14 protein-coding genes are annotated in these 19,826 nt (G+C 50.4%); 6 read left to right on the top strand and 8 right to left on the bottom strand.

Annotation, left to right across the window (positions count from 1 at the left end; all coding sequences use genetic code 11):
• Positions 1-55 precede the first annotated feature (55 nt).
• The 6 genes from SH580_RS03245 to SH580_RS03220 all read right to left on the bottom strand — a co-directional run bounded on the left by SH580_RS03245 (position 56) and on the right by SH580_RS03220 (position 6,724).
• Positions 56-403: a hypothetical protein gene (locus SH580_RS03245; RefSeq protein WP_319833576.1), complete on the bottom strand. Its 348-nt coding sequence runs from the start codon at positions 401-403 to the stop codon at positions 56-58.
• Positions 404-457: 54 nt separating this feature from the next.
• Positions 458-1,195: a type II secretion system protein gene (locus SH580_RS03240; protein ID WP_319833575.1), complete on the bottom strand. Its 738-nt coding sequence runs from the start codon at positions 1,193-1,195 to the stop codon at positions 458-460.
• Positions 1,192-2,553 (bottom strand): endo-1,3-alpha-glucanase family glycosylhydrolase, encoded by a 1,362-nt coding sequence (locus tag SH580_RS03235; protein WP_319833574.1) that lies wholly within the window; start codon positions 2,551-2,553, stop codon positions 1,192-1,194. Before SH580_RS03235 ends, SH580_RS03240 begins: the two co-directional genes overlap by 4 nt.
• Before the next feature lie 446 nt (positions 2,554-2,999).
• Complete coding sequence (locus tag SH580_RS03230; protein WP_319833573.1) at positions 3,000-3,836, bottom strand: hypothetical protein; 837 nt, start codon at positions 3,834-3,836, stop codon at positions 3,000-3,002.
• 81 nt (positions 3,837-3,917) lie between these two features.
• Positions 3,918-5,054 carry a GntR family transcriptional regulator gene (locus SH580_RS03225; RefSeq protein ID WP_319833572.1) on the bottom strand — a complete coding sequence of 379 codons (1,137 nt, stop codon included), beginning with the start codon at positions 5,052-5,054 and terminating at the stop codon, positions 3,918-3,920.
• Between the two features lie 65 nt (positions 5,055-5,119).
• Complete coding sequence (locus SH580_RS03220; protein WP_319833571.1) at positions 5,120-6,724, bottom strand: GH35 family beta-galactosidase; 1,605 nt, start codon at positions 6,722-6,724, stop codon at positions 5,120-5,122.
• A gap of 846 nt (positions 6,725-7,570) precedes the next feature.
• Between SH580_RS03220 and SH580_RS03215 the strand changes: the two genes are divergently transcribed.
• From SH580_RS03215 to SH580_RS03205, 3 genes are all read left to right on the top strand, one after another.
• Complete coding sequence (locus SH580_RS03215) at positions 7,571-9,580, top strand: glucosidase family protein (RefSeq protein ID WP_319833570.1); 2,010 nt, start codon at positions 7,571-7,573, stop codon at positions 9,578-9,580.
• A 20-nt stretch (positions 9,581-9,600) separates the two neighbouring features.
• Positions 9,601-10,932, top strand: a complete 1,332-nt coding sequence (locus SH580_RS03210; protein WP_319833569.1) for a sulfatase-like hydrolase/transferase — start codon at positions 9,601-9,603, stop codon at positions 10,930-10,932.
• Between the two features lie 95 nt (positions 10,933-11,027).
• A complete protein-coding gene (locus tag SH580_RS03205) occupies positions 11,028-12,374 on the top strand; it encodes an acetylxylan esterase (protein WP_319833568.1) in 1,347 nt (448 codons plus the stop codon).
• 15 nt (positions 12,375-12,389) lie between these two features.
• Here the strand turns inward: SH580_RS03205 and SH580_RS03200 are convergent, their stop codons facing one another.
• On the bottom strand, positions 12,390-13,457 hold the full coding sequence (locus SH580_RS03200; protein WP_319833567.1) for a winged helix-turn-helix domain-containing protein: 1,068 nt from the start codon (positions 13,455-13,457) through the stop codon (positions 12,390-12,392).
• A gap of 98 nt (positions 13,458-13,555) precedes the next feature.
• On the opposite strand from SH580_RS03200, the gene SH580_RS03195 reads away from it, so the two are divergent.
• The 3 genes from SH580_RS03195 to SH580_RS03185 all read left to right on the top strand — a co-directional run bounded on the left by SH580_RS03195 (position 13,556) and on the right by SH580_RS03185 (position 18,885).
• Positions 13,556-15,721: a hypothetical protein gene (locus SH580_RS03195; protein WP_319833566.1), complete on the top strand. Its 2,166-nt coding sequence runs from the start codon at positions 13,556-13,558 to the stop codon at positions 15,719-15,721.
• Positions 15,722-15,743: 22 nt separating this feature from the next.
• A complete protein-coding gene (locus SH580_RS03190; RefSeq protein WP_319833565.1) occupies positions 15,744-17,258 on the top strand; it encodes a sulfatase family protein in 1,515 nt (504 codons plus the stop codon).
• Positions 17,259-17,427: 169 nt separating this feature from the next.
• Positions 17,428-18,885, top strand: a complete 1,458-nt coding sequence (locus SH580_RS03185; protein ID WP_319833564.1) for an arylsulfatase — start codon at positions 17,428-17,430, stop codon at positions 18,883-18,885.
• A gap of 177 nt (positions 18,886-19,062) precedes the next feature.
• Here the strand turns inward: SH580_RS03185 and SH580_RS03180 are convergent, their stop codons facing one another.
• Positions 19,063-19,803, bottom strand: coding sequence for a hypothetical protein (locus SH580_RS03180; protein WP_319833563.1), 741 nt, complete (start codon positions 19,801-19,803; stop codon positions 19,063-19,065).
• Positions 19,804-19,826 lie beyond the last annotated feature (23 nt).

Here is a 19,826-nt window from a genome sequence, read left to right as displayed (position 1 = left end):
AATAGCAGATCGTTGGTGGAAGAGATTATAATTGTGATGTCTGGTCTGCGGGCAGCTATTCCGATCGAAATCGTTTGTCCCACGCCCAGGGCTCAGTGGCGTTTTCTGACTGTAATAGGCTGTCAATTTCACTGGCGGTCTTGCCTGAGAATCCTTCGAACGAATAGATGTCGGGAATTGCGATTTCCCCACAAGCGAAAAAGACGAAGGCACCGAAAGAAGTCCATTGTCGATTGAAACCAACCAGTCCGCCCCATTTCATCGGTGAATATTGATTGCGAGAGATCGAGTTTCCGATGGCGCCAACAGTTGGCACCGTGCTGATGTTAAGTTGTGGAGCAGCTGGTAAGTTGCCGATCGTCAGACAGAGCAATGCAAAGAACGAGCGATATTTTTGTTTCATATTCTTGAGGGGGTTGTGCGTTAATGCCTGGCATTAAACTTTTGGGCGCATTGACTAAAATCTGTCGTAGCCGAAATAGAGGTTTTGAAACCGTGGATCACTGACTGAATCAGTGATTCGCTCCACGTGGAAGTCGCAGAATATTACATTCATCCCAGCTCCGTGCCTTCCTGTGGCACAACGCTCATCGGATCCCCAAAAGAGATTGAGTAAGTTGGCCTCGCCATAGAGCATCAATTTAGATGGCTTAAGCTTTGAGTTGGATGCCTCTAGGCTCATTGGAGTTTTTCGGCTATTTGTGTAGGATGCGACTATAGTTGCATTGATTCCGTAGGCGATAATGCCACTGCCATACCTGTATTTGATTGTATTTCCATCAAGAGTGTCAGGGGCTACGCTGGGGCAGAATAAGATGCTGTCTTCCGGTATGGCTGTTGAATAATACTCAATTCCAGACTCAAGAGTTCCAGGATCACCAGGAGACAGGTAAGGAAGTAGCTGATAGCCCCAATTGTTTGCCTCGGGGTACATCTGCTGATGGTCCGACATGTAGAGACTTGTGATGATTCCTAGCTGTCTTAGGTTGCTGACGCATTTGACTCCTTCAGCTGAGCTTCTGGCTTTCGAGAGGACCACCATCAGTATGGACGACAGAATGCCAATTATGGCAATCACTGCCAGTAACTCGATCAGTGTGAAGCCGAGCGAGGACTTGCCGTGGAAAGACTGACTTCGGTGGCGGTTCACCGCCTCCGGGTTTTTATCAAGTATTCCTGGAGGCTTTAAATTCATTTTGAGTTTATAAGTCCTGCCTGAATAAATCCCGTGGTCGGCCAATAATCATAATACTGGATCGTTGTATTTACTGGAGTCCCTTCACCGGCGGCGATTTGCTCTCCATCCCGCCATAGTGCAAAAAATTGCCGTCCCGCCTGAAAGGGCACCACGAGGTGGTGAACACCTGCAGGCACTTCATATTGCATTGTTTCTTCTCCAGAATAGATCCGAACTTCTGCGGGAGTTTTTAGCATTGTAGTCATATAAATATCGTCGCTGATTGGCCCATTGCCAAAGGCGACGGGAGGGCGTGGGTCTCGCTCGGCGATTAATTTGTGGCTACTGGTACGATAAGAGTAGAAGAGGGTATCTTCCGTTATTTCCGGCTGTAATCCGGTTTTGTACCATTGGATGTAGTAACGATTCAGTTCGCCCAATCCAGCCATGGACTTGTACCAACCAAAGGGTGCCTGACCTGTGCCATTACGATATTTACGCAAGTCGTCGACTGGCATGAAATACGATTCATTATAATCGTTCCATGTTAGCATCATGACCCATTCTGGCTTTTGGATGTTTATAATTGAATTCCATTGTGCGTCGAGACCTTTGCCGCCGGCGTGTTCGTAATAGCGACCGTTCTTTGTCTTCTCGGTCTCGGGGTCATCGGGTCTCCAATACCAACTTGGAATGCTCTTGCCCGCTCCAACCCAATACTGCATGGAAACGGTACTCATCCATGATTTATCAGCGGCTTGGACTGCTTGCCCTAGTTGCTCTAGATTCTGTATGCCTCCTCCAATCGGAGATAGTTGAATTTGCCACAACGATAGTCCATCGATGGTATCTCCCCATTCCATTAATTCCGCACGGCTAGTCTCTTCATCGACTCCTCCGCTCCAAATTTGACGGAATGTGGTTGGCACGAAGTAAATATCAATGCCGCTGTTGTGCAATGGAGATGTGACATTATCCTGCCACCATTGACTACTTGCGGCATAATCCGCTTGGCCATCTTTGGTAAGCCATCCATCAGGGGCATAGGCAGCAACCAAGGGGCGGCCATCGACTGTCTCATAGGCTTGGTGCTGTGAGTATTTTCGGATGAGCATCTGCATGTCGGTGGCACGTTCCTCCATAGTCGGCTTTCCATAATCGAATTCGAAGAAGAGTTTAAAGCCAGTATTGAGTCGTTCGGCGGCACGAAACATCGCTTCAATCGAGCGATGGTAGTTCTCATTGGCTCGCATGATGTCCAAGCTAAAGCCATCAATTCCCATTGATTGCGCCATTTGGATTTCACACATAAAGTTATTCTCGCGTATCTCAACGCTGGCATCATCCCATGAGGGGAGCACGGAGGTCGTTGGCATGTACCAAGCATAAACTTTTCTTCCAGGCTGAAAGCGCGTATCTTTTTTGAAAAAGGTATTTACGGGAAACCGATAATCAGGATAGCCGAGTGATTCTCCATGCCATTTTGCTCGTTGAGGTTCATCGCTTGTATCCGTATTGCATTGGCATCCGCATGTTATGAAAGTGATCAGGCCAGTTAGTAGAATAGAAATGATCAGTGTCGGTGTCATTTTTAGGCTGTGGTAGCGAATATACATGGGCTCGGTTTTGTAGGTAAGTTTATTATTTCCAGTTAGTTGGCATGTGCGTGATCTAATGCTTGAGTCATAGATGCTTGGGCACACTTAATGAGTGAATCTGATACGGTTTGCAGATCCTTGAGCTTTTCGACGTGCACTCTGGCGGACGTCGAAAAGCGGAGGCACTTGGGGGAAGCGCAGCGCTTCGGATAAAATGGAAACGTTTAGTCTCTCTTCGCGCGACGATGGATCATGAAGATGCCGACTAGCATGCTCGTTAGCAGTGTGGCTGATGCCGGTTCAGGAATTGTGCTAGTCGCCATGTTGGTGATATTAGCATCTAGGAAATAGGAATTGTCGGTCGCGCTAGCGAGAAAGAGGGATTTGAAGTCGCTGACGCTTCCGCCGAAGGCTTGGGTGATTTTCAACGACGCCACCTCCGAGTTTGAAGTATTGTAGACTTTTGCTCCATCTTTTCCAGTCAATGTCGCCACTGTGCCGGCGCCACCAATTTCTGAAAAGGCAATCGACAGGTGATACCATGATTCAGGGTCGAAGTAGCCACTTGTAATCCCGCTGCCATTCGCAAAACCAAATCTGGATGTTGCACTACCTGCACCATTAGCACGGGAAAACAATAAAGCTGTTGCAGCATGTGCGCTATTTGTTGTGCCTGAGCTATCGTAAACACGCATGAACAGTTGATTGTATTCAGTGTGCGTGGAGTCTTGCATGACCATTGTCATGTTAATATCGAATTCCAGAGTCATCGCACTTGTTAATGTAATGCCGCCGTCGATGTCGACTGAAGCGGTCGCTCTGCCTGAGGTGGAGTCATCAGCAAAATGCAGACTGTTGGTGTTGCTGCCAGTGGCGGGAGCTTCGGCGACCACTGTGATTGAGGTATCTGTCGGTGTGGATGTGGTCCAACCTGTTGGGAAGCTGCTGAAGTTGCCATCGCTAAATAGTGTATCGGCATGAGCTTGAGAGCATGCCGCAATCGCGAACGCAAGCAGAGTTGAGTATTTTATATAGGGGGATTTAGTTGTATTTTTTGTCATGGGATTATGTTCCTATTTCTTGGGTTTCGGTTTTGTGGTTAACCTATTATGTGTTAATAGATTAGAAGCATTTGAGAATTTTTAATATGTATACTGGGGGGAGACTTTGTATTCTAGCTCTGTATTGTTGGGGCTTTCTCCATTATGAATTTGTATCAGTTGGTTCACTAGCGCTTCGACGCAGTCGAGGCATGAGTTTTCGACCATATTAATTGGAAAAGGGCAGAGGAATGGTATTTCCGCGTTTTTGTGAAAAGCTACAGATAGTTCGTTTGGGATTTCTACCCCATGCGTCGACAACCCGAGCATGACTCCCTTGGCTGTTGTATCCGGGTAAACGATCAAGCCGTCAGGCTTTTCCTGATTGCCCCATAATTGTGTGAATTTTTCAAAGCCATATTCATCATGATGCTTTGGATGTTCATATGTATTGCTGTTCCACTCGGGACGAGTTGTGATTTGATGCTTTTCGAGCGCGAGTTGAAATGCTTGTCTGTGCTTTTCTAGATCAGGGCTTTCGGGTGGAATTGCGCATATGCAGGCTGCAGTCTGGCAACCTTCCTTTTTGAGTGCAGTGAGCGCCTTTTCGTAAAAACTGGTTTCGCTAAATGAAACGTGATGTTTGAGCTGTGCGTTGATTCCTGCGACAGGTAAGGGAAGTTCGTTTAGCCACCCCGCATTGTATTGTCCCGCATTTAGAGTGATGATTGCCTGCACTTCATTTTTCTGGATCGCCTTTTTAAGGGCTGGCGGCGGTGTGCCCGATTTTTTGCCTTTCCTGTTTTCAAACCAAACTGTTGCTCGAATATTCTTACTGATTAAGTATTTCTCTAAGGTTAAAAAGAGTTCTCGGCTGAAGAGCAGTTCTCCTTGATCATGCCAAAGTTGATTGGACGCCATAATTCCAATGCGAGATAGCTTGCTTTCGGACTCTTTGACGAATGTCCCTTTGCGGTGCCTGCGATCCAGTAATCCTTCTTTTGCTAATTGAGACAGTGCGGCGTGGACTGCTGGGACGTAGGTGCCCCATTGTTTTGCCAGTTGCTGTGTCGTCGGCAAGCGTAAGCCCGCTGGCATCTCGCCGCTGAGTATTTTTTCACGAAGCCGTTCCGCTAGCTGTTCGGGAACAGAGCGTTTTGGGGTGAGTGAAATATCCAATGCAGGATTGAGTGACTCGGACTGGGGCGCTTCCATTGCTGTTGGATTTTGAGTTTTCATTTTCACTTTAGGTACCTCAATCTATTTGAATCGTCTCTACTTCGTTCTGGGTCTTCTTGCGGCGACTATCTGTAGCGATATAGGCTGACGCGTCTAACTGTGGGTTTTTCCCCCAGTCGGACGACGTATTCATCGCCATTGAGACGCCGTCCCGGGATCCAAGTCCCATCACGATAATTGCCCTCCTCGATACTGAGGTAATCAACGTTTAATTTTTGATCTGTTTGTGCTAAATGGCGGGCCGAAAAATTCACATCGACGTTCCCCATGCCAGCCACAATTAGTTGGTCAGCTGTCTCTTCGATTATTAATGCGACTGCAGGAGGGCAGCCAGGCTGCAGTGGCTCGTGGTAGCAAACCTCAGCATAATAATTCTCAAGTGTAATGACTACCCTGTCAGAGCGATTGATTCCAGGCTCTGGACCCAGACCAGAATTGCTGTAGCCTCCTTGGAGGACGGCTGTCATCTTTTCTGAGTTATGATGAGCTGTTATTAGTGGGTGTAAATCCGACAGAAGTTGATAGGTCTCGGCTAGTCGTGGATCGTCTAGACTGTCGATTCCGAAAGGAGCGAAGCCGATCGCATTGTGTTGTCCAAATGCGTAAACCGCATGAGCAGATGCTTCGCCGTGTGTGTCCGCTGCCTCTGGGATAATGAGAGGGTTGCTAAGCGTTGTATAGTCGGCGCATATGGATGCGAAGTTGTCGAGATAGATGTCTGGCGCTAAGGCATCGAGATGCGGTGCCGCGATTTGCCAAATATCCATCATGCGAGAGACGGGGCCACCACTGGGATACTCGCCCGGGTGTTGATTGGGGTGCTGCACTAGCCAGCAGTTTGCATAACAGGGGAGGTCGTATTGAGCTCGGCCGGCCTGAGCCACCTGATTGACATACTTAGCGATGTGCCAAGCCATGAATACTTCGCAGGCCGCATCTCCAAATAGTTCTGGCCAAGTTAGATTTTCTTGCTGTGGATCGGAGCGTTGCGATTGGGCGTCAGCGAGTGCGCGCAAGATTTCGGGGCGGATGTTGCCGTTTTCTTTGCGTTCTTGCAGAGCCGCAGATAACTCCGACGGGACCAATGTTTGGAATGCAGCGCTTGCCGCTGGAGAGAAATCTCTTGGCGCTCCTAGCAAGCCTGGCTCGTTTTGGACTTGCACCATGATCACTGTGTGATCTTCCGCGTCGAAGTGGGCAAGGTGCTGCATTAGCGCCGAGAAAGCACGTGAATCGGCTTGGCACGCGTCGGCACACATAGGGGAAATGGAGCTGCAGGTCTTGTTGGGGGCGACTTGCATTCGAAAGAAGCGCTCAGTGTCAGTCTTTACCCATGCCGGAGCGTAGTGGGATCGACCGTTCTTCCAAGTGGCAAACCAAAGCAGCACTAGGCGTAATTTGTGTGTGCGGGCTCTTTGGATGAGGCCTTCAACTAGACTGAAATTAAATTGTCCCTCGCTCGGCTCGAGTAGCTCCCAATAGACGGGAACAAACAAAGTATTACAGTTGTGCATCTGCGCGCGTTCCCAGGTGTGCTCGTCTAGGTGATCTAGCGATGAGGCGCTGGAGTTATGTAGTTCCCCCCCAAGAATAAGATGTGGTTTTCCATCAACGATTAATTGTGCGGTGCCAGTCGGCGTCCGTTGTATCTGAGGAATGGGGTAGGGCATGATGAGTTTAATCAGTCTAATTCGGGATCATCGATTCTCTATACTGCAGGATAAGCATTTATTTGGTCAAGTTTTATATTACATAATTTTAATTCGCTTTTTGTAATATATATTAAGTTGCGGAGTTCTTTTGTTCTGGAGCGGTTTAAATTATCGATCGCAATGCTCGACGTCCATTGCGGTCTGTCCTGTGCTGTGGTAGTATCCTAACCAATTAATCAATGTTGAAGATCGGTTCCAAGGGCGCAGATGCTCGGCCGGACGCTGAGGTCGAGGCGATTCGCGGTGAAATTATTAAATAGGAGGTTCCGGTGGAGCTTGTTGCAGCGCAAGGCGACTTTATAAAATTTAGACAACTGCAGGCCTAATATTTGAACCTTTCTAGATGTCTATTTCCAAGGCCAAGTGGACCGCACAAAAATTGAGGCCCTGAAGGCTGGTGACTTGGTTCAGGTTCATGGCTATATCAATACGGCGGTCATGAGAAAGGCTGTGAATAGTCCTGCGATGTTAGTCGATTGATGGTGGAGCGGTGGCACCGATGAGCGCCCGCGAAATCTATTGCTCCGACCCACGGTGCAGTCTGCAGTGCTCGGGTTAGAGCATTTCGGTTATGCTTTCTTCCGATGGTATATTGAGAGCGTTCGCGGTTCAGTGGTTCTGGTTTATGTGGCTCCGATTTATCAAGAGTTCACCGTTCAGTTTTGTTCTTGATTATTATGATTTACTAAATAGATAAAAATAATAACACAAGTAGCCTCGGCAATTCTCCTAATTGACATAATAATGCTAACTAGTTTGGCGTGAACGCCATAAACTTGAGGTAAAGGATCTTAAGATTAACATATGATTACACACTATATTTCATCCGTACCCGAAGTCCGCGAAGGATTCGGGCTGACGATCAATCATTACAATTCTGGACGTATTTCGGCTGCGCTGGCTGGGCATGGAGGCATCTGTGCTTTGAATTACTACGGGCAGCAACGCATCGAAGATCGCGACTTTTTCAAGGGGTCGGAAACTTCGGCCTTTAACAAGCTGTTCCGGATTCAAGTGGTGCTGGATGGGCTGGCGTATTTTCCTGAGTTTAAGCGCACACGACACTTACCCTTTGGTTATCAGTCGGAGTGCGAGTTGGCGGGCGTGCGTCTACGGCATGATTTAGTGCTGGATGAAAATGTCTTGTTTCAGCGGGTGACTGTATTGTCCAATCCGGAGAAGCTTTCTGTGCGGGCGCGCCTTTTGTTTCACGATCATCTTTGGGCTCCGGTTGCAGGACGTTCGCACACGACATGGGAAATCGATTCGGCGGGACGTTTTCAATCGATCGTGACGGATCAGGCTAGTGGAGAGGCGGTGGAAACACGGATCGTGGTCGGATCGAGCCGAGCGGTGCGTAGCGAGTCGCGGCATGGCACTTTCATGAATTACATGGAGAGTCTGGAGGCAGCTGAGTCGACCGTCTTTTACGTGGCCTTCAATCCTAGTGTAGCAGTCGATGCAGACTGTGAAGCGCGCATGGACGCCAAGCTGTCGGAGTATGCGCAGGAATTGGCGGAGGGGATACGTTTCGATACCGGGAACCCTACGCTGGATTCGGCTCTGAACAATTGTGCGCCGATGGTGAAGGCCTTGTGTATCGGTGATCGCCCAGGAGCGATCAAGGCTTCGCAGAGCTACTGGGTCTGGGGCTGGGATAGTATGGTGCATGCGGAGGCTTATCTATGGAGTGGGCATACGCAGATCGTTCGTGACATGCTTGATTTCTATCGCGATACAGCGGACCCGGTTCATGGTGTCGCGCATGCGATGGAGTCGGATTTTAGTTTAAAGCATTCGATGGCACCGAGCGCGCAGTGTCTCTACACAGTGATGCTGTATAATTACTTTGCGGCAACCGGGGATGAGGCGACGCTGAACAAGCACCTGCCTTTTGCCAAGGAGATCGTTGCCAGAGCAGGGGAGGCCTGCTCGAAACACAGTCGCCTGAGCACGGGACTGGGCTTCTATCCGGATCACCCACAAATGCTGGGGCATACGCCGGAAGATGTCAGCATGATCAATAATTCGCTCTATTTACAAGCGCTGCAGGCCTTGGAGTCGTTGACTGGTGAGTACACCGAGCTGTGTGCGCAAGTGCAGGGCGATATGGAAACGATTCTCTGGGATGACGAGGTCGGTTACTGGCTCGATTCCGTTGGGGAAGCGGATCAAGATCCTAGAAAATATTACCCGCTGTATGGGCAGTTGTATGTGTCTCCTTTTGGAGCAGTGCCGAAGGCGACTGAAATTCCGCGTATGAGTCGTTTCTTGCGGGAGCATTTCCTCTTCGAGCAGGGCATCTACATGTTCCCGCCCACGATGCCAGGATTTATGGCGGATGGCAATCAGTTGGGCGCCTATTATCCGTCTGTAGACCGCTACTACTGGAATCTGATGAACCAGTCGGGCTGTCGTGATGCGATCGAAGATTTTGAGCAAATCGTGACTTATTTCTGGAAGGAGCATAGCTATCCGGAGGGCCTTACCCACGAAACTGTTAATGCCGACCCGGCCACCGACAATCCCGGCGGGAAGCAGGCCTTTGCCGCCAAGGCTTGGTTTTGTGATGCGATTGAACTGCACCTCGGACTGCGGGTTTATCTGAATGGCTTTAGCTTGAATCCGCTGGCAGGTGAGCGTCCGTTTCGATTGCACAACTTCGTGCTGCGTGGAAAGCGGATTCACTTTGAATCTCTTGGGAATGGCGCGCAGGCACGGATTCGCCTCAACGGGCAATTGCTTGAAAGTGAGTTAATCCCTTGGGAACGCTTGAGCGAGGACAACACGCTTCGCATCGAGTTCGAGGACTAATCCAGCCTTGGGGTGCCATTATGAATGTCGTCGTCTTTTTCACGGATCAGCAGCGCTACGATACCGTTGGGCTGCATGGCAATCCCTTGGGCTTAACGCCTAATTTCGATCGGCTGGCACGTGCGGGAACATTCTTGAAAAATTGTTTCACCTGTCAGCCTGTATGCACTCCCGCCCGTGCGTCCTTGCAAACCGGACGCTACGCCTCTCAGCTTGGCCTCGACGGCGGGGCACTGCCGGATGATGCCGAAACGCTGGCGACTCATTTTAAGCGCGCGGGCTATGATACTGCTTATATCGGTAAGTGGCACTTGGGCGGCGCTGAGCCGGTGCCGACGGTTAAGCAGGGAGACTACGCTTATTGGCTGGCGGCGAATACTCCGGAAATTGGATCTGATGCCTATGACTGCCGGCTCTTTAATCAGCAGGGCGAGCCCGTTTCCTTGCCTGGCTATCGGGTCGACGCGCAAACCGATGCAGCGATTCGCTATATTAGCCAAAAGCGTGAGAATCCTTACTTTTTATTCTTATCCTTTCTCGAGCCGCATCAACAGAATCCACAGGATGCCTATCCCGCACCAGATGGATATCGAGAGCAGTATGCCTCTCGCTGGATGCCACCGGATTTGGCCGCACTGAAGGGCAGCGCCGATCAGCAAATGGCGGGCTATTGTGGGATGGTGAAACGCTTGGATGAAGCGCTGGGGCGTTTGGTTGACGCCTTGAAAAGTACAGGCCAACTGGAGAATACCGTGATTGTTTATGCCAGTGACCACGGTTGTCACTTTCGTACCCGTGCGCACGAATACAAGCATACGCCGCACGAGAGTTCGATTCGTATCCCCGCGTTGATTCATGGGCCCGGATTTATGGCTGGCGGTGAGCGTGAAGAGACTGTCAGCCTAGTGGACTTGCCTGCTACTTTACTAGACGCTGCAAATCTAGAAATACCACAAAGTATGCAAGGAGCTTCGATCTTACCGGCGCTACGTCGCGAGCCGAATGAGCGGCACCGCGAGGCTTACGTTGAATACGAGAATATGAATGGCACCGGTCGGGCGATTCGAACCCCGCGCTGGAAGTATGCGGTGCAAACTGATGCGCGCACACTGCCGAGTTATGCTTGTGCGGAATCGTACCGCGAAGCCTTTCTCTACGATCTTGAAGCCGACCCATGGGAACTTGAGAATTTGATCGACTTAGAGGGCTATCGCGGCATTGCGGGGCGCCTGCGTCAACGCCTCTTGTGCCAGATCGAATCGGTCGAAGGGCGGGCACCTACGATTGCTCCGCCAGTGAGCATTCGCCCTTCGGGGCAACGTGTTCTACCGGATGCTTTGGGAGAGCTTTAACGAATACCTGAAACTGATATCGAATCAATGGAATCATGAAAAACACAATTACAACTTTATTGTTAGCTGCTTGCTTCACTCTTAACCTAAATGCTATGGAATCAAATTTAGCCCGCCCATATGGCGATAAGCCATCACCGCCTCATGATAGTCGCCTGGCCTTTTGGTCGAGCCAATCGGAAGATTTACTTTTTGATCAGGCAAGCGATGAGATTGTCATTCACTGTCGTGCGGGCTTGCGCTCCGTTGCGCTGGATTGGACGCTGAACCGCAATCAGTTTAAGACGTCGTTTGCCGAGGGGCAGGCTGAAGCCATTGCGGGAAATCGGTTTATTATTCGTATCCCTACTAAGTTATTGACGCCCGGTTTTTATGACCTGCGCGTGCGCTTGGATTCCGGCTTGGGGGATCCTGTGCCTGGGATTTGCTCTTTTGGTTTTGCGGTGGGCTCAATGCCGATCACAGATACGCGCCCGAATGACTTTATGGAATTTTGGTCGAAGGGCTTGGCCGCGCTTCAGTCTGTGTCTCTGAATGCAGAACTTGGAGAGATGGAGACCTTTAACTCTGCCGCGATCAATCAATACAATTTAGACCATGCGGCTATTCCCGCCGACTACGATCCTCAAGGCCATCGCGTGGAGGTCGTGGAATCCTGCAAGGTGAGCTTCGATGGTATAGGGGACAAACGTATCCATGGTTGGTTGGCCAAGCCGGAAGGCGAGGGGCCATTTCCTGCCATGCTCGTTCTGCCCGGTGCAGGTTTCAATGCCCGGCCGCGGCCTTTGGAACATGCACGTCATGGTTATCTTGCCATGGATATTCAAGTGCACGGTCAGGAGGTAGATCTAGAGGAGTATCCACGTCTGCCGGGGTATTATGACGGGCAAGTTTATGAGCCGGTGGAGGATTTTTATTATTACGATGTCTACCTCAACGTTGTTCAGGCGATCAATTATCTGCTGTCGCGTCCCGATGTAGATCCCGATCGTATTGTAGTGGTGGGGGGCAGCCAAGGGGGGCGCCTCTCGATCGTGGCCGCCGCTTTAGACCCACGTGTTGCCGCCGCAGTGCCTGCGATTCCGCATAGCGGGGATGTGGCTTATTTGAAATGGTTTAAGAGCGCCAATGATCTGAATGAGCCGTTTGCTGGGGCTCGGGATGGCATGGACCGCGCTGCGCCGCCAGCGATGCCTGCGACTGCAGAGGGACGTTGCTTACCTTATTTCGACCCTGTCAATTTTGCACCCGAAATTACCTGTCCAGTGCTGATGAATGGAGGTTTGGTCGATCCAGTCTCATATGTGTCCGGAGTGTGGGCTATCTATGAGAAATTGGGCAGCGAGAACAAGGCGATGGTCCCATTGCCAGGTCTCGGTCACGACTGGTCACCTGAATTTGATCGTATGGCCTGGCGTTGGTTAGATCGCGTGTTGGATTGATGCAGCGGGCCGAGCTTATCGCTCATCCTCGAAGTACGGCGTGAGTCTGATTTGGCGACTTTGTTGTGATGGTTGCCGGCGTTCCTGTTCTATGAGCTGAAAGGCTCGTAGCAGAATTTCATTTGCGTTGTAACCAAACCAGATCACCGGTGTGTGCGTTTTCGGTTTCATTGGGAAGTTGCAATGCGAAATAACGGTGATTGGCTTTAACTTGGAACCAAAATCATGTAGGCCCTTGGTCACCATCTCAGTTAGGTGGTCGTCATAAATCAGGAGCGTGTCAGGGCGTTTGCTTGGGGGCTGTGAGAGCAACAGTTCCATGACCGCATAGGCTTCCCAGTCCATGCTATGGTGAATCGAATGCAGCCAGGCATTTTTGGTTTCAAATTGATGAGCGATCAGGCCCTTGTGTAATTGGGTGATGTTCTTGTGCTTTGTCGCATGCAGAAAGGCACCGACACGGCGTGCTCCTAGTTGTTGAAGTTTATGAAGTGTCTGATTAAATAGGGGGGAGCTTTTGAAATCCGGTTGATAGGGGCCGCTAAAGGTTTGCATGTGTGGAGAGAGAACCACGCGTGGCACGCTAGGAGTGGTGTAGAGCGGCGTGTGGATCAGTTCTTTAATGTCGCTCGTGAAGGCGATTCCAGCATACTGTTGACGCTCGACTCGGTGGCTCAATTCTTGAATCAAGCTTGAGCGTTGTGAGTCGACTGGTAAGTGGACGATTTCAATCGACCAGCCCGCTTGATTCAGTTTGTCGGCCTCGGCTAATAGGGCAGTGCGAAATCTGTTTTTTTGTTCGGTGCCATCGTGTATGAGTAAGTGACGGTGCAGGTGAGGCGGATCTTCATGGACAAAGGTGCCACGTGCGCCTTGTGGGTCTGTGAATCCAGATTCAGCCAGGTCCTTAAAGACCGCCTGGACTGTCCGGGAGCTGGCGTTGAATTCTGATGCGATATCGCGTAAAGTCGGCAACTGCTGCATCGGCGGATAGTGTCCTTGCACGATTCGATGGACAAGTTCCTGATAAATCGCCTCGCGGCGGTCTGCGGGGCGTCCTCTGCGTCTGGTTGGTTGAGTCATGATCTTTATGATGTGTGGCCTAGACTAGTATGTGATTTCACATCTTGTCGGTAAAAATGATTGATTTACATAATAAATGCATATACGAAATCAATACAATGTCTTTTCCCTTTACTTGTCTCGAGGTGAACAGCCTCACACCTGAGAATGTCGAACGTGTTTGCCGCTATGCCAAGCGCTTTAATGTTCGCTCGATTGCCTATATGGGGGCCGAGTGGCAGCGCTATCAGTTCGTAGATCACACGGAGTGGGGCGTACCACCGGTGGACGAAGCGGCGCGTGCCTTCATGGAAGAATATCAAGGCACGATACGTGCGGCCTCCGAACAGGTGAGCTCGCATGGGCTCGATTTTTATCTATGGCGGCGGGAGTTGCGACTACCGCTTGGCTTTGTTGAGAAGTATGGTGTCGATTGGGTGAATTTCGAAAACTCCGAACTGTGGGAATTGCTGCGTTGGAATACACGGGAGCTGTTTAAACTCTTTCCTCAGACCAAGGGTATTTTCCTTTCCTGTACCGGAGAGCAAAAGCCCGGTGAGTGGATTACCGCCAATGGGGTCGGTGGGCACCTTCCACTCTGGCAACGCTTTGAGAAAATGTTTCTCACGGTGCGCGAAGTTTGTGATGAACTGGACCGCGAAGTGGTTTTTCGAAATCATGGTGTGGGTGAAGAAGGGATACCACTCGTGTATGATGAAAATACCTACATGTGGCACTATCTCAAAGCGGCGAGGGCCTTGGGGGCCGACACCACCTTGATGGCCAAAGCAGTGGAGCCAGATTACCAGGCGAGTTACCCTTTCAATGGGGTGCTTGGCCCGATGGCGCAACAACAGCCGACCTATATCGAGTTTTCTTTGCCGATGGAGTATAATGCGGTGGGGCGGACTCCCTTTCCCATGGTGGAAGATATCAAGATGCGAATACTTAAAGCACGTGAGATCGGCTGTCAGGGAGCTGTGGCACGGATTGATTGGCATATGTCGCAACACCGGACCATTGATACCTGGAGCTGTCTGGACAATTTTACCGAGATTAATGTGTATGCATTTTGCCGCTTGATCAACGAGCCTGGCCTGCCAGTCGCAAGTATTTTTCAGGACTTTTGTAAGGAGCGCTTTGGTTCGGCAGCGATGGAAGCCGCGGTTGAGATTTACAAAGATCTCTATGAAGCTGGATGTAAAACTTACTACGAACAAGGCACCTTGGCCTGTCGAACACCGAGCGGAGCGCCACTCAACCCTCAGAGTCATTTAATTGCCTTACGGAAAGATCATGTGGTGCGATGGAGTTTTTCGCCGATGGATTATGCCAATCAAGATCGAGCACTTCATCCAGACGCACGTTGGATCGAACGCATCATCGCAGAGAAGAACGAAGCCGTAGCCCTTTACCGACAGGCCTTACAAGTGTTGGACTCGAATCAGGAGAACTTTAAAGAGGCGGACTACATCGCATTTCGCAGCGGTTTGCAGCGCGCCATTGATGAATGCGATCTGCGCCGCGAATATATGGCTGCATTTTTTGCCTGGTTGGCTTTCTATCAAAAGGGACAGGAATCCTTCAAGAATGCCGCCAAGGCCTATTTGAAAATCGCACAGCCGATGGCAGCGACCTATGCCGCTGAATATGACGGATTGGAGGCGCCGGACCCGGATGCCCGCAATGTGTTTCAGTTTGGTGTCAACATACAAAACTCGATCGAGTGTTTACAGCAAGAATTGCAAGACACGGAGGCATATTGGTCCAGTTCTGTTTCGGCGCCTCTTCAGCCAGATGGTGCCACGGAGGGCGCATTTATCATCGCAGTCGGAGCGCTTCGCTTGGTGGTGGATCCACAGGCATTCATGCTACGCGCGGTGTTCACAAAAGAGGGGAGAAACCTACTGACGGCTCCACAGACACTTGCGACTTTTAGAGTTGGTGGTTTGGAAGAGGCGGGGAAGCACGTGGGGCGAACTTTTGTCAATTCGCGTGCTAAATCATCCTCGGAGAAGGTCATTGAAACGAGTTTTCGTTTCGGCTGCCAGGGGGCGAATGTATGTTTCATTGCAGATCAGGCGCAAGCGACGCTGCAAGTGAGATGTCGCATGAACACTTTGCCTGCCGGAGCTCAAGTCGAATTGCCTTGGTTGTCCGATATATTGCTTTCTCAGCCAGAGCTTGTGCAGGATTGTCAGCCACCCCGTTCATCGCAGCAAGCCCAGCGCGCTGTATGGGAAGGGCCGGACCTGTCTGAAATTTCCGTATGCCTGTCTCTTTAGTCACCCTGACATTCTAGATCGTATGAAAGCTCCCAATATCCTTTGTTTTGTCATGGATCAGTTGCGGGCAGATCATCTGGCTTGCTATGGCAATCCCGATGTGAAGACGCCGAACATCGACCGGCTCGCCAGGGAAGGAGTGCGCTGTGATCAATCCTTCGTTGCGAATCCTGTTTGCATGCCAAACCGCGCCTCCATGTTTACCGGGCAGTATCCACAAGCACACGGCTTGCGCTACAACGGATTCACACTGCCGCCTTCCCGCGTGACGCTTCCCGAAGTGCTGCGCCAGAATGGTTATCAGACCGCATCGATCGGGAAGATCCATATTTCTGCAGGCCCGCATGAGATTTCCAATCCCGAGCTGAAAGATCCGATCCAACTGTATGAGAAAAAACAATACTCGCAGGAAAATGATTCGATGCCCTTGCCGTATTATGGATTAGAACATGTCTACCTGGTGGATGGACATGGAGACTATGCGTATGGTCATTACAAAAATGAGCTGGATCGCGAATATCCGGGCATGTCTGAAAAACTGTTGCCAGAAAATGCCAGCTATACCCCTGCGGAAGACCTTCAGGACTTTAAGCATGGCTGTTGGGAGCAGTCCATCCCGGTAGAGCATCACTATAACACAGTGATCGCGGATAAGACGATTGATTATCTAGAAAATCGAGACTCAGAGAAGCCCTTCTTTCTTTGGTGTTCCTTTCCCGACCCGCATCATCCCTATACCACGCCGGATCCCTATAGCCGTATGTATGATCCGGCAAAGATACATTACGCGCCCAAGATACGTGATGGAGAACTGGATGACCTGCCGCCTTATATGCGTGAAATGGTGGAGGGAAGCAGTGAAGTCATGCCCTGGTCGTATCAGGATAGTGAAGAGAACTTTCGCACGATGTTCGCCTACACCTATGGGATGATCAGCTTTGTGGATGACTGTATTGGTCGGATCATGACACAGCTGGAGCAGACGGGCTTGGCTGAAGATACCATCGTCGTCTTTCTCAGTGATCATGGCGATTTATTAGCCGACCATGGGCTCAATCAGAAAGGCCCTTATCTCTTTGAGTCACTGGTCAAAGTGCCGACGATCTGGCGTTGCCCCCAGCAGATCCGCGGGGGCGAGTCGTCGTCGGCTGTTCTTTCTTCGGTCGATCTGTGTCCCACCTTACTGGACTTTGCTGGCGTCGCAGCGCCCGGTTGTGTGCAGAGGCGTTCCTATCGCCCCGTGCTGAGCGATGGCGAAGCCGGACACCGCGAATGGGCTTACGTTGAATTCGACAACCCCGCCTACACCTCGCAGCGCCAGATACGCTCGCAAGAGTGGGCCATGACCTACGACTTGCGGGGCGAAACCGGCTTACTCTTCGACCTGAAGAACGACCCCGATGAACTCTACAACCTCTGGAACCATCCGGATTATGCCGAGAAGAAACAAGAACTCTTGCTGCTCTTGCTCAAGCAATCCAGCGCCGCCAGCGACAACTGGGAGGACCGCCGATTTGGCTGGCGAGAGTTTGTGTGAGGGGCTTCAAGTGGAGTCATACTATTGCCTTCGATTCTTTTCAAGGTTTGGAGTTTTTCGTCTTCAAGCCTACTGGTCTTAATTAGTGATCGAATATTTTGAGGATTCAGGTCATTCAGTGTTATGATTTTATCTGGATTCTTAGGGATATCAGTGCATTTTTGATTCAATGGCTAAAACTTCTCCAAACATTGTTATTATACATGTGGATCAATGGCGAGCGGACTGTCTCTCGATCGATGGGCATGCAGTGGTACATACCCCGACCTTAGATCAATTGGCACTTCAAGGTGTGCGTTTTTCCAGCGCTTATGCGGCTTGTCCGACATGCGTTCCGGCCAGAGCCTCTTTGATGACAGGCTTGACGCCAGTGAATCATGGGCGAGTTGGCTACTGCGACGGAATTGCCTGGGAGTATGAGACCACTCTGGCGGGAGAGTTTAGCCAGCAGGGCTATCGCACGCATGCTGTGGGGAAAATGCATGTGTATCCTGAGCGTAATCCATTGGGGTTTCAATCGGTCGAGCTGCATGATGGATTTCTTCATTTTGCTCGTAAGCGTAAAGACAATCCGGATTTAGATGATGATTACGTGGTATGGTTGCGTGAGCAAACTGGACGTCAGGATGCGGACTATTTTGAACATGGAGTGAGTTGTAATTCCGTCGTGGCTCGTCCATGGCCTCTTGAGGAGCGCTTGCATCCAACAAATTGGGTGGCTACGCGTGGCATTGATTTTTTATCGAAGCATGATTCTGAAGATCCATTTTTTCTTTATCTTTCTTTTCATCGTCCCCATCCGCCTTATGACCCACCGGCCTGGGCATTTGAGCAGTACCTCAATATGGAGATGCCGGATCCGCCTGTTGGCGATTGGGCAGATCTATTCCTGAAGGAGGAATCCAGTCATAATGTAGATGCCTTTCGTGCGCGTTTTCGCCCAGATGTCATGCAACGTGCCCGCGCGGGGTATTACGGGCATATGACGCATATTGATCACCAAATAAACCGTATTGTAGAATCGCTGAACGAATATGGTTTTGGTCAGGATACATGGATTATTTTTACCTCGGATCACGGGGAAATGATGGGAGACCATCACTTGTTTCGAAAGGGATTTCCTTATGAAGGATCCGCACGGCTGCCTATGATTCTTAAAGCACCGAGTGCTCGCGATTTTCCTCGCGGGCAGGTTTGTGATACGACGTTGGAACTACGTGATATCATGCCCACACTTTTGGACTGTGCTGGACTGGAAATACCAGAGAATATTGACGGTAAGAGTTTTCTCGCTCAAGCGGAGCAGCGTTCGGATGCGCCGCTACGGGCGTGGATACACGGAGAGCATACAATGTTTGATGGAAGTATGCAGTGGCTCACTGATGGCCGTGAGAAGTATATTTGGCATAGTGCGGGCGGAGAAGAGCAATTGTTTGATTTGAAGTCGGACCCTAATGAACTTCACGATCTTGCGGCATCTGATGATCCGGGGAGTCAGAAGCGTCTCGCCTATTGGCGTGCCGCAATGGTAGAGGAATTGATGGGCCGCGAGGAAGGATTTGTGGATGATTCAGGTCTTTTAGTGGCGGGGCGTCCCGTCCAGCCTGTTCTGGCTTCTTTACGCTGAGCGCCGTTCAATCGCCTTAAATTTGTTTGGTGTGCGAGTGATTTTCCTTTGGCGTAAGTTTGTGTGAGACTATCCGAGTTTGGGCTGACGTGCTTCGTATTTTGACGGGGTTTTTAGTCCCATCAGGGGGAGGGCTTTGTATTATCTATGATTGTAGATATATTGGCTTTCAGTGGACTACCGGTTATTCTTGATTTGCATGATTCGGAAGACATTGCCGCGGTCGGGCTGTTTATAGATCATGAGTAGGGCACTGCCTTGTGGGTCGATGAAAAGGCGTTGCGCGTATTGTTCGCTCCATTCGCCATTGTGATCTTGAGCGCCGATGCGAATGATGGCTGCGTAGTCGTGCTCGGGGCCTAGTTTGGCTAATTCTGATGTGTTGGGGAGTAAGGCAATTTTTTGTTTGTTAAATAAGCAGGCCACGGGCTGCTCTGAGAGATTATAGATCAAAGCCTGTCCGTCGGGAATGGTGTCGTTCGATATGTCTAGTGGGAGTATTTGGTAGCCTGGGCTCTCATCGGAGTTTGGGAAGAGTAAGAGTAATACTTCGCGCATACCGTCCGCGATGCGAGTGGAGCCGAGTGGTTGGCGTGCGTTCTCGACTACGTTGAAGAAAGTCAAGGGTTGGGGGCCTTGGTAGCGGTAGCTGGGGGATATCCGTTTCTTGGCTATTTGAATGAAGGACACTTCGTCGGCGCCGTTGGGACTGTAGGCGACCTTAGGCGGTGTATAGGCACGCATGATCTCTTGCGCATCGGAACCTTTTGTGCGCTCTACCTTTGAGGGCGTAGGGCGATCTGTTGGCCATAGGTAGACTTTGAAGTTTATAACCGGATACTCTTGGGCGTGGAGTGTTTGGCTACAGAGTGTGAAGCCGACGAGTAGCTTAAAAAGGTATCTATTGAAGAAGTGCATACGTGCTTGGGGCGGAGGGGGTG

The sequence above is a fragment of the Coraliomargarita algicola genome, assembly GCF_033878955.1.
In the GTDB taxonomy this organism is placed as follows: domain Bacteria; phylum Verrucomicrobiota; class Verrucomicrobiia; order Opitutales; family Coraliomargaritaceae; genus Thalassobacterium; species Thalassobacterium algicola.
Note: the sequence above shows the minus strand (reverse complement) of the source record. Positions and strands in the feature narration are given on the sequence as shown.

What these genes read in the sequence shown, in the direction of transcription:
- SH580_RS03245 (WP_319833576.1), bottom strand. Translation starts at nt 403, where the DNA reads ATGAAACAAAAATATCGCTCGTTCTTTGCATTGCTCTGTCTGACGATC.
- SH580_RS03240 (WP_319833575.1), bottom strand. Translation starts at nt 1,195, where the DNA reads ATGAATTTAAAGCCTCCAGGAATACTTGATAAAAACCCGGAGGCGGTG.
- SH580_RS03235 (WP_319833574.1), bottom strand. Translation starts at nt 2,553, where the DNA reads ATGCCAACGACCTCCGTGCTCCCCTCATGGGATGATGCCAGCGTTGAG.
- SH580_RS03230 (WP_319833573.1), bottom strand. Translation starts at nt 3,836, where the DNA reads ATGACAAAAAATACAACTAAATCCCCCTATATAAAATACTCAACTCTG.
- SH580_RS03225 (WP_319833572.1), bottom strand. Translation starts at nt 5,054, where the DNA reads ATGAAAACTCAAAATCCAACAGCAATGGAAGCGCCCCAGTCCGAGTCA.
- SH580_RS03220 (WP_319833571.1), bottom strand. Translation starts at nt 6,724, where the DNA reads ATGCCCTACCCCATTCCTCAGATACAACGGACGCCGACTGGCACCGCA.
- SH580_RS03215 (WP_319833570.1), top strand. Translation starts at nt 7,571, where the DNA reads ATGATTACACACTATATTTCATCCGTACCCGAAGTCCGCGAAGGATTC.
- SH580_RS03210 (WP_319833569.1), top strand. Translation starts at nt 9,601, where the DNA reads ATGAATGTCGTCGTCTTTTTCACGGATCAGCAGCGCTACGATACCGTT.
- SH580_RS03205 (WP_319833568.1), top strand. Translation starts at nt 11,028, where the DNA reads ATGGAATCAAATTTAGCCCGCCCATATGGCGATAAGCCATCACCGCCT.
- SH580_RS03200 (WP_319833567.1), bottom strand. Translation starts at nt 13,457, where the DNA reads ATGACTCAACCAACCAGACGCAGAGGACGCCCCGCAGACCGCCGCGAG.
- SH580_RS03195 (WP_319833566.1), top strand. Translation starts at nt 13,556, where the DNA reads ATGTCTTTTCCCTTTACTTGTCTCGAGGTGAACAGCCTCACACCTGAG.
- SH580_RS03190 (WP_319833565.1), top strand. Translation starts at nt 15,744, where the DNA reads ATGAAAGCTCCCAATATCCTTTGTTTTGTCATGGATCAGTTGCGGGCA.
- SH580_RS03185 (WP_319833564.1), top strand. Translation starts at nt 17,428, where the DNA reads ATGGCTAAAACTTCTCCAAACATTGTTATTATACATGTGGATCAATGG.
- SH580_RS03180 (WP_319833563.1), bottom strand. Translation starts at nt 19,803, where the DNA reads ATGCACTTCTTCAATAGATACCTTTTTAAGCTACTCGTCGGCTTCACA.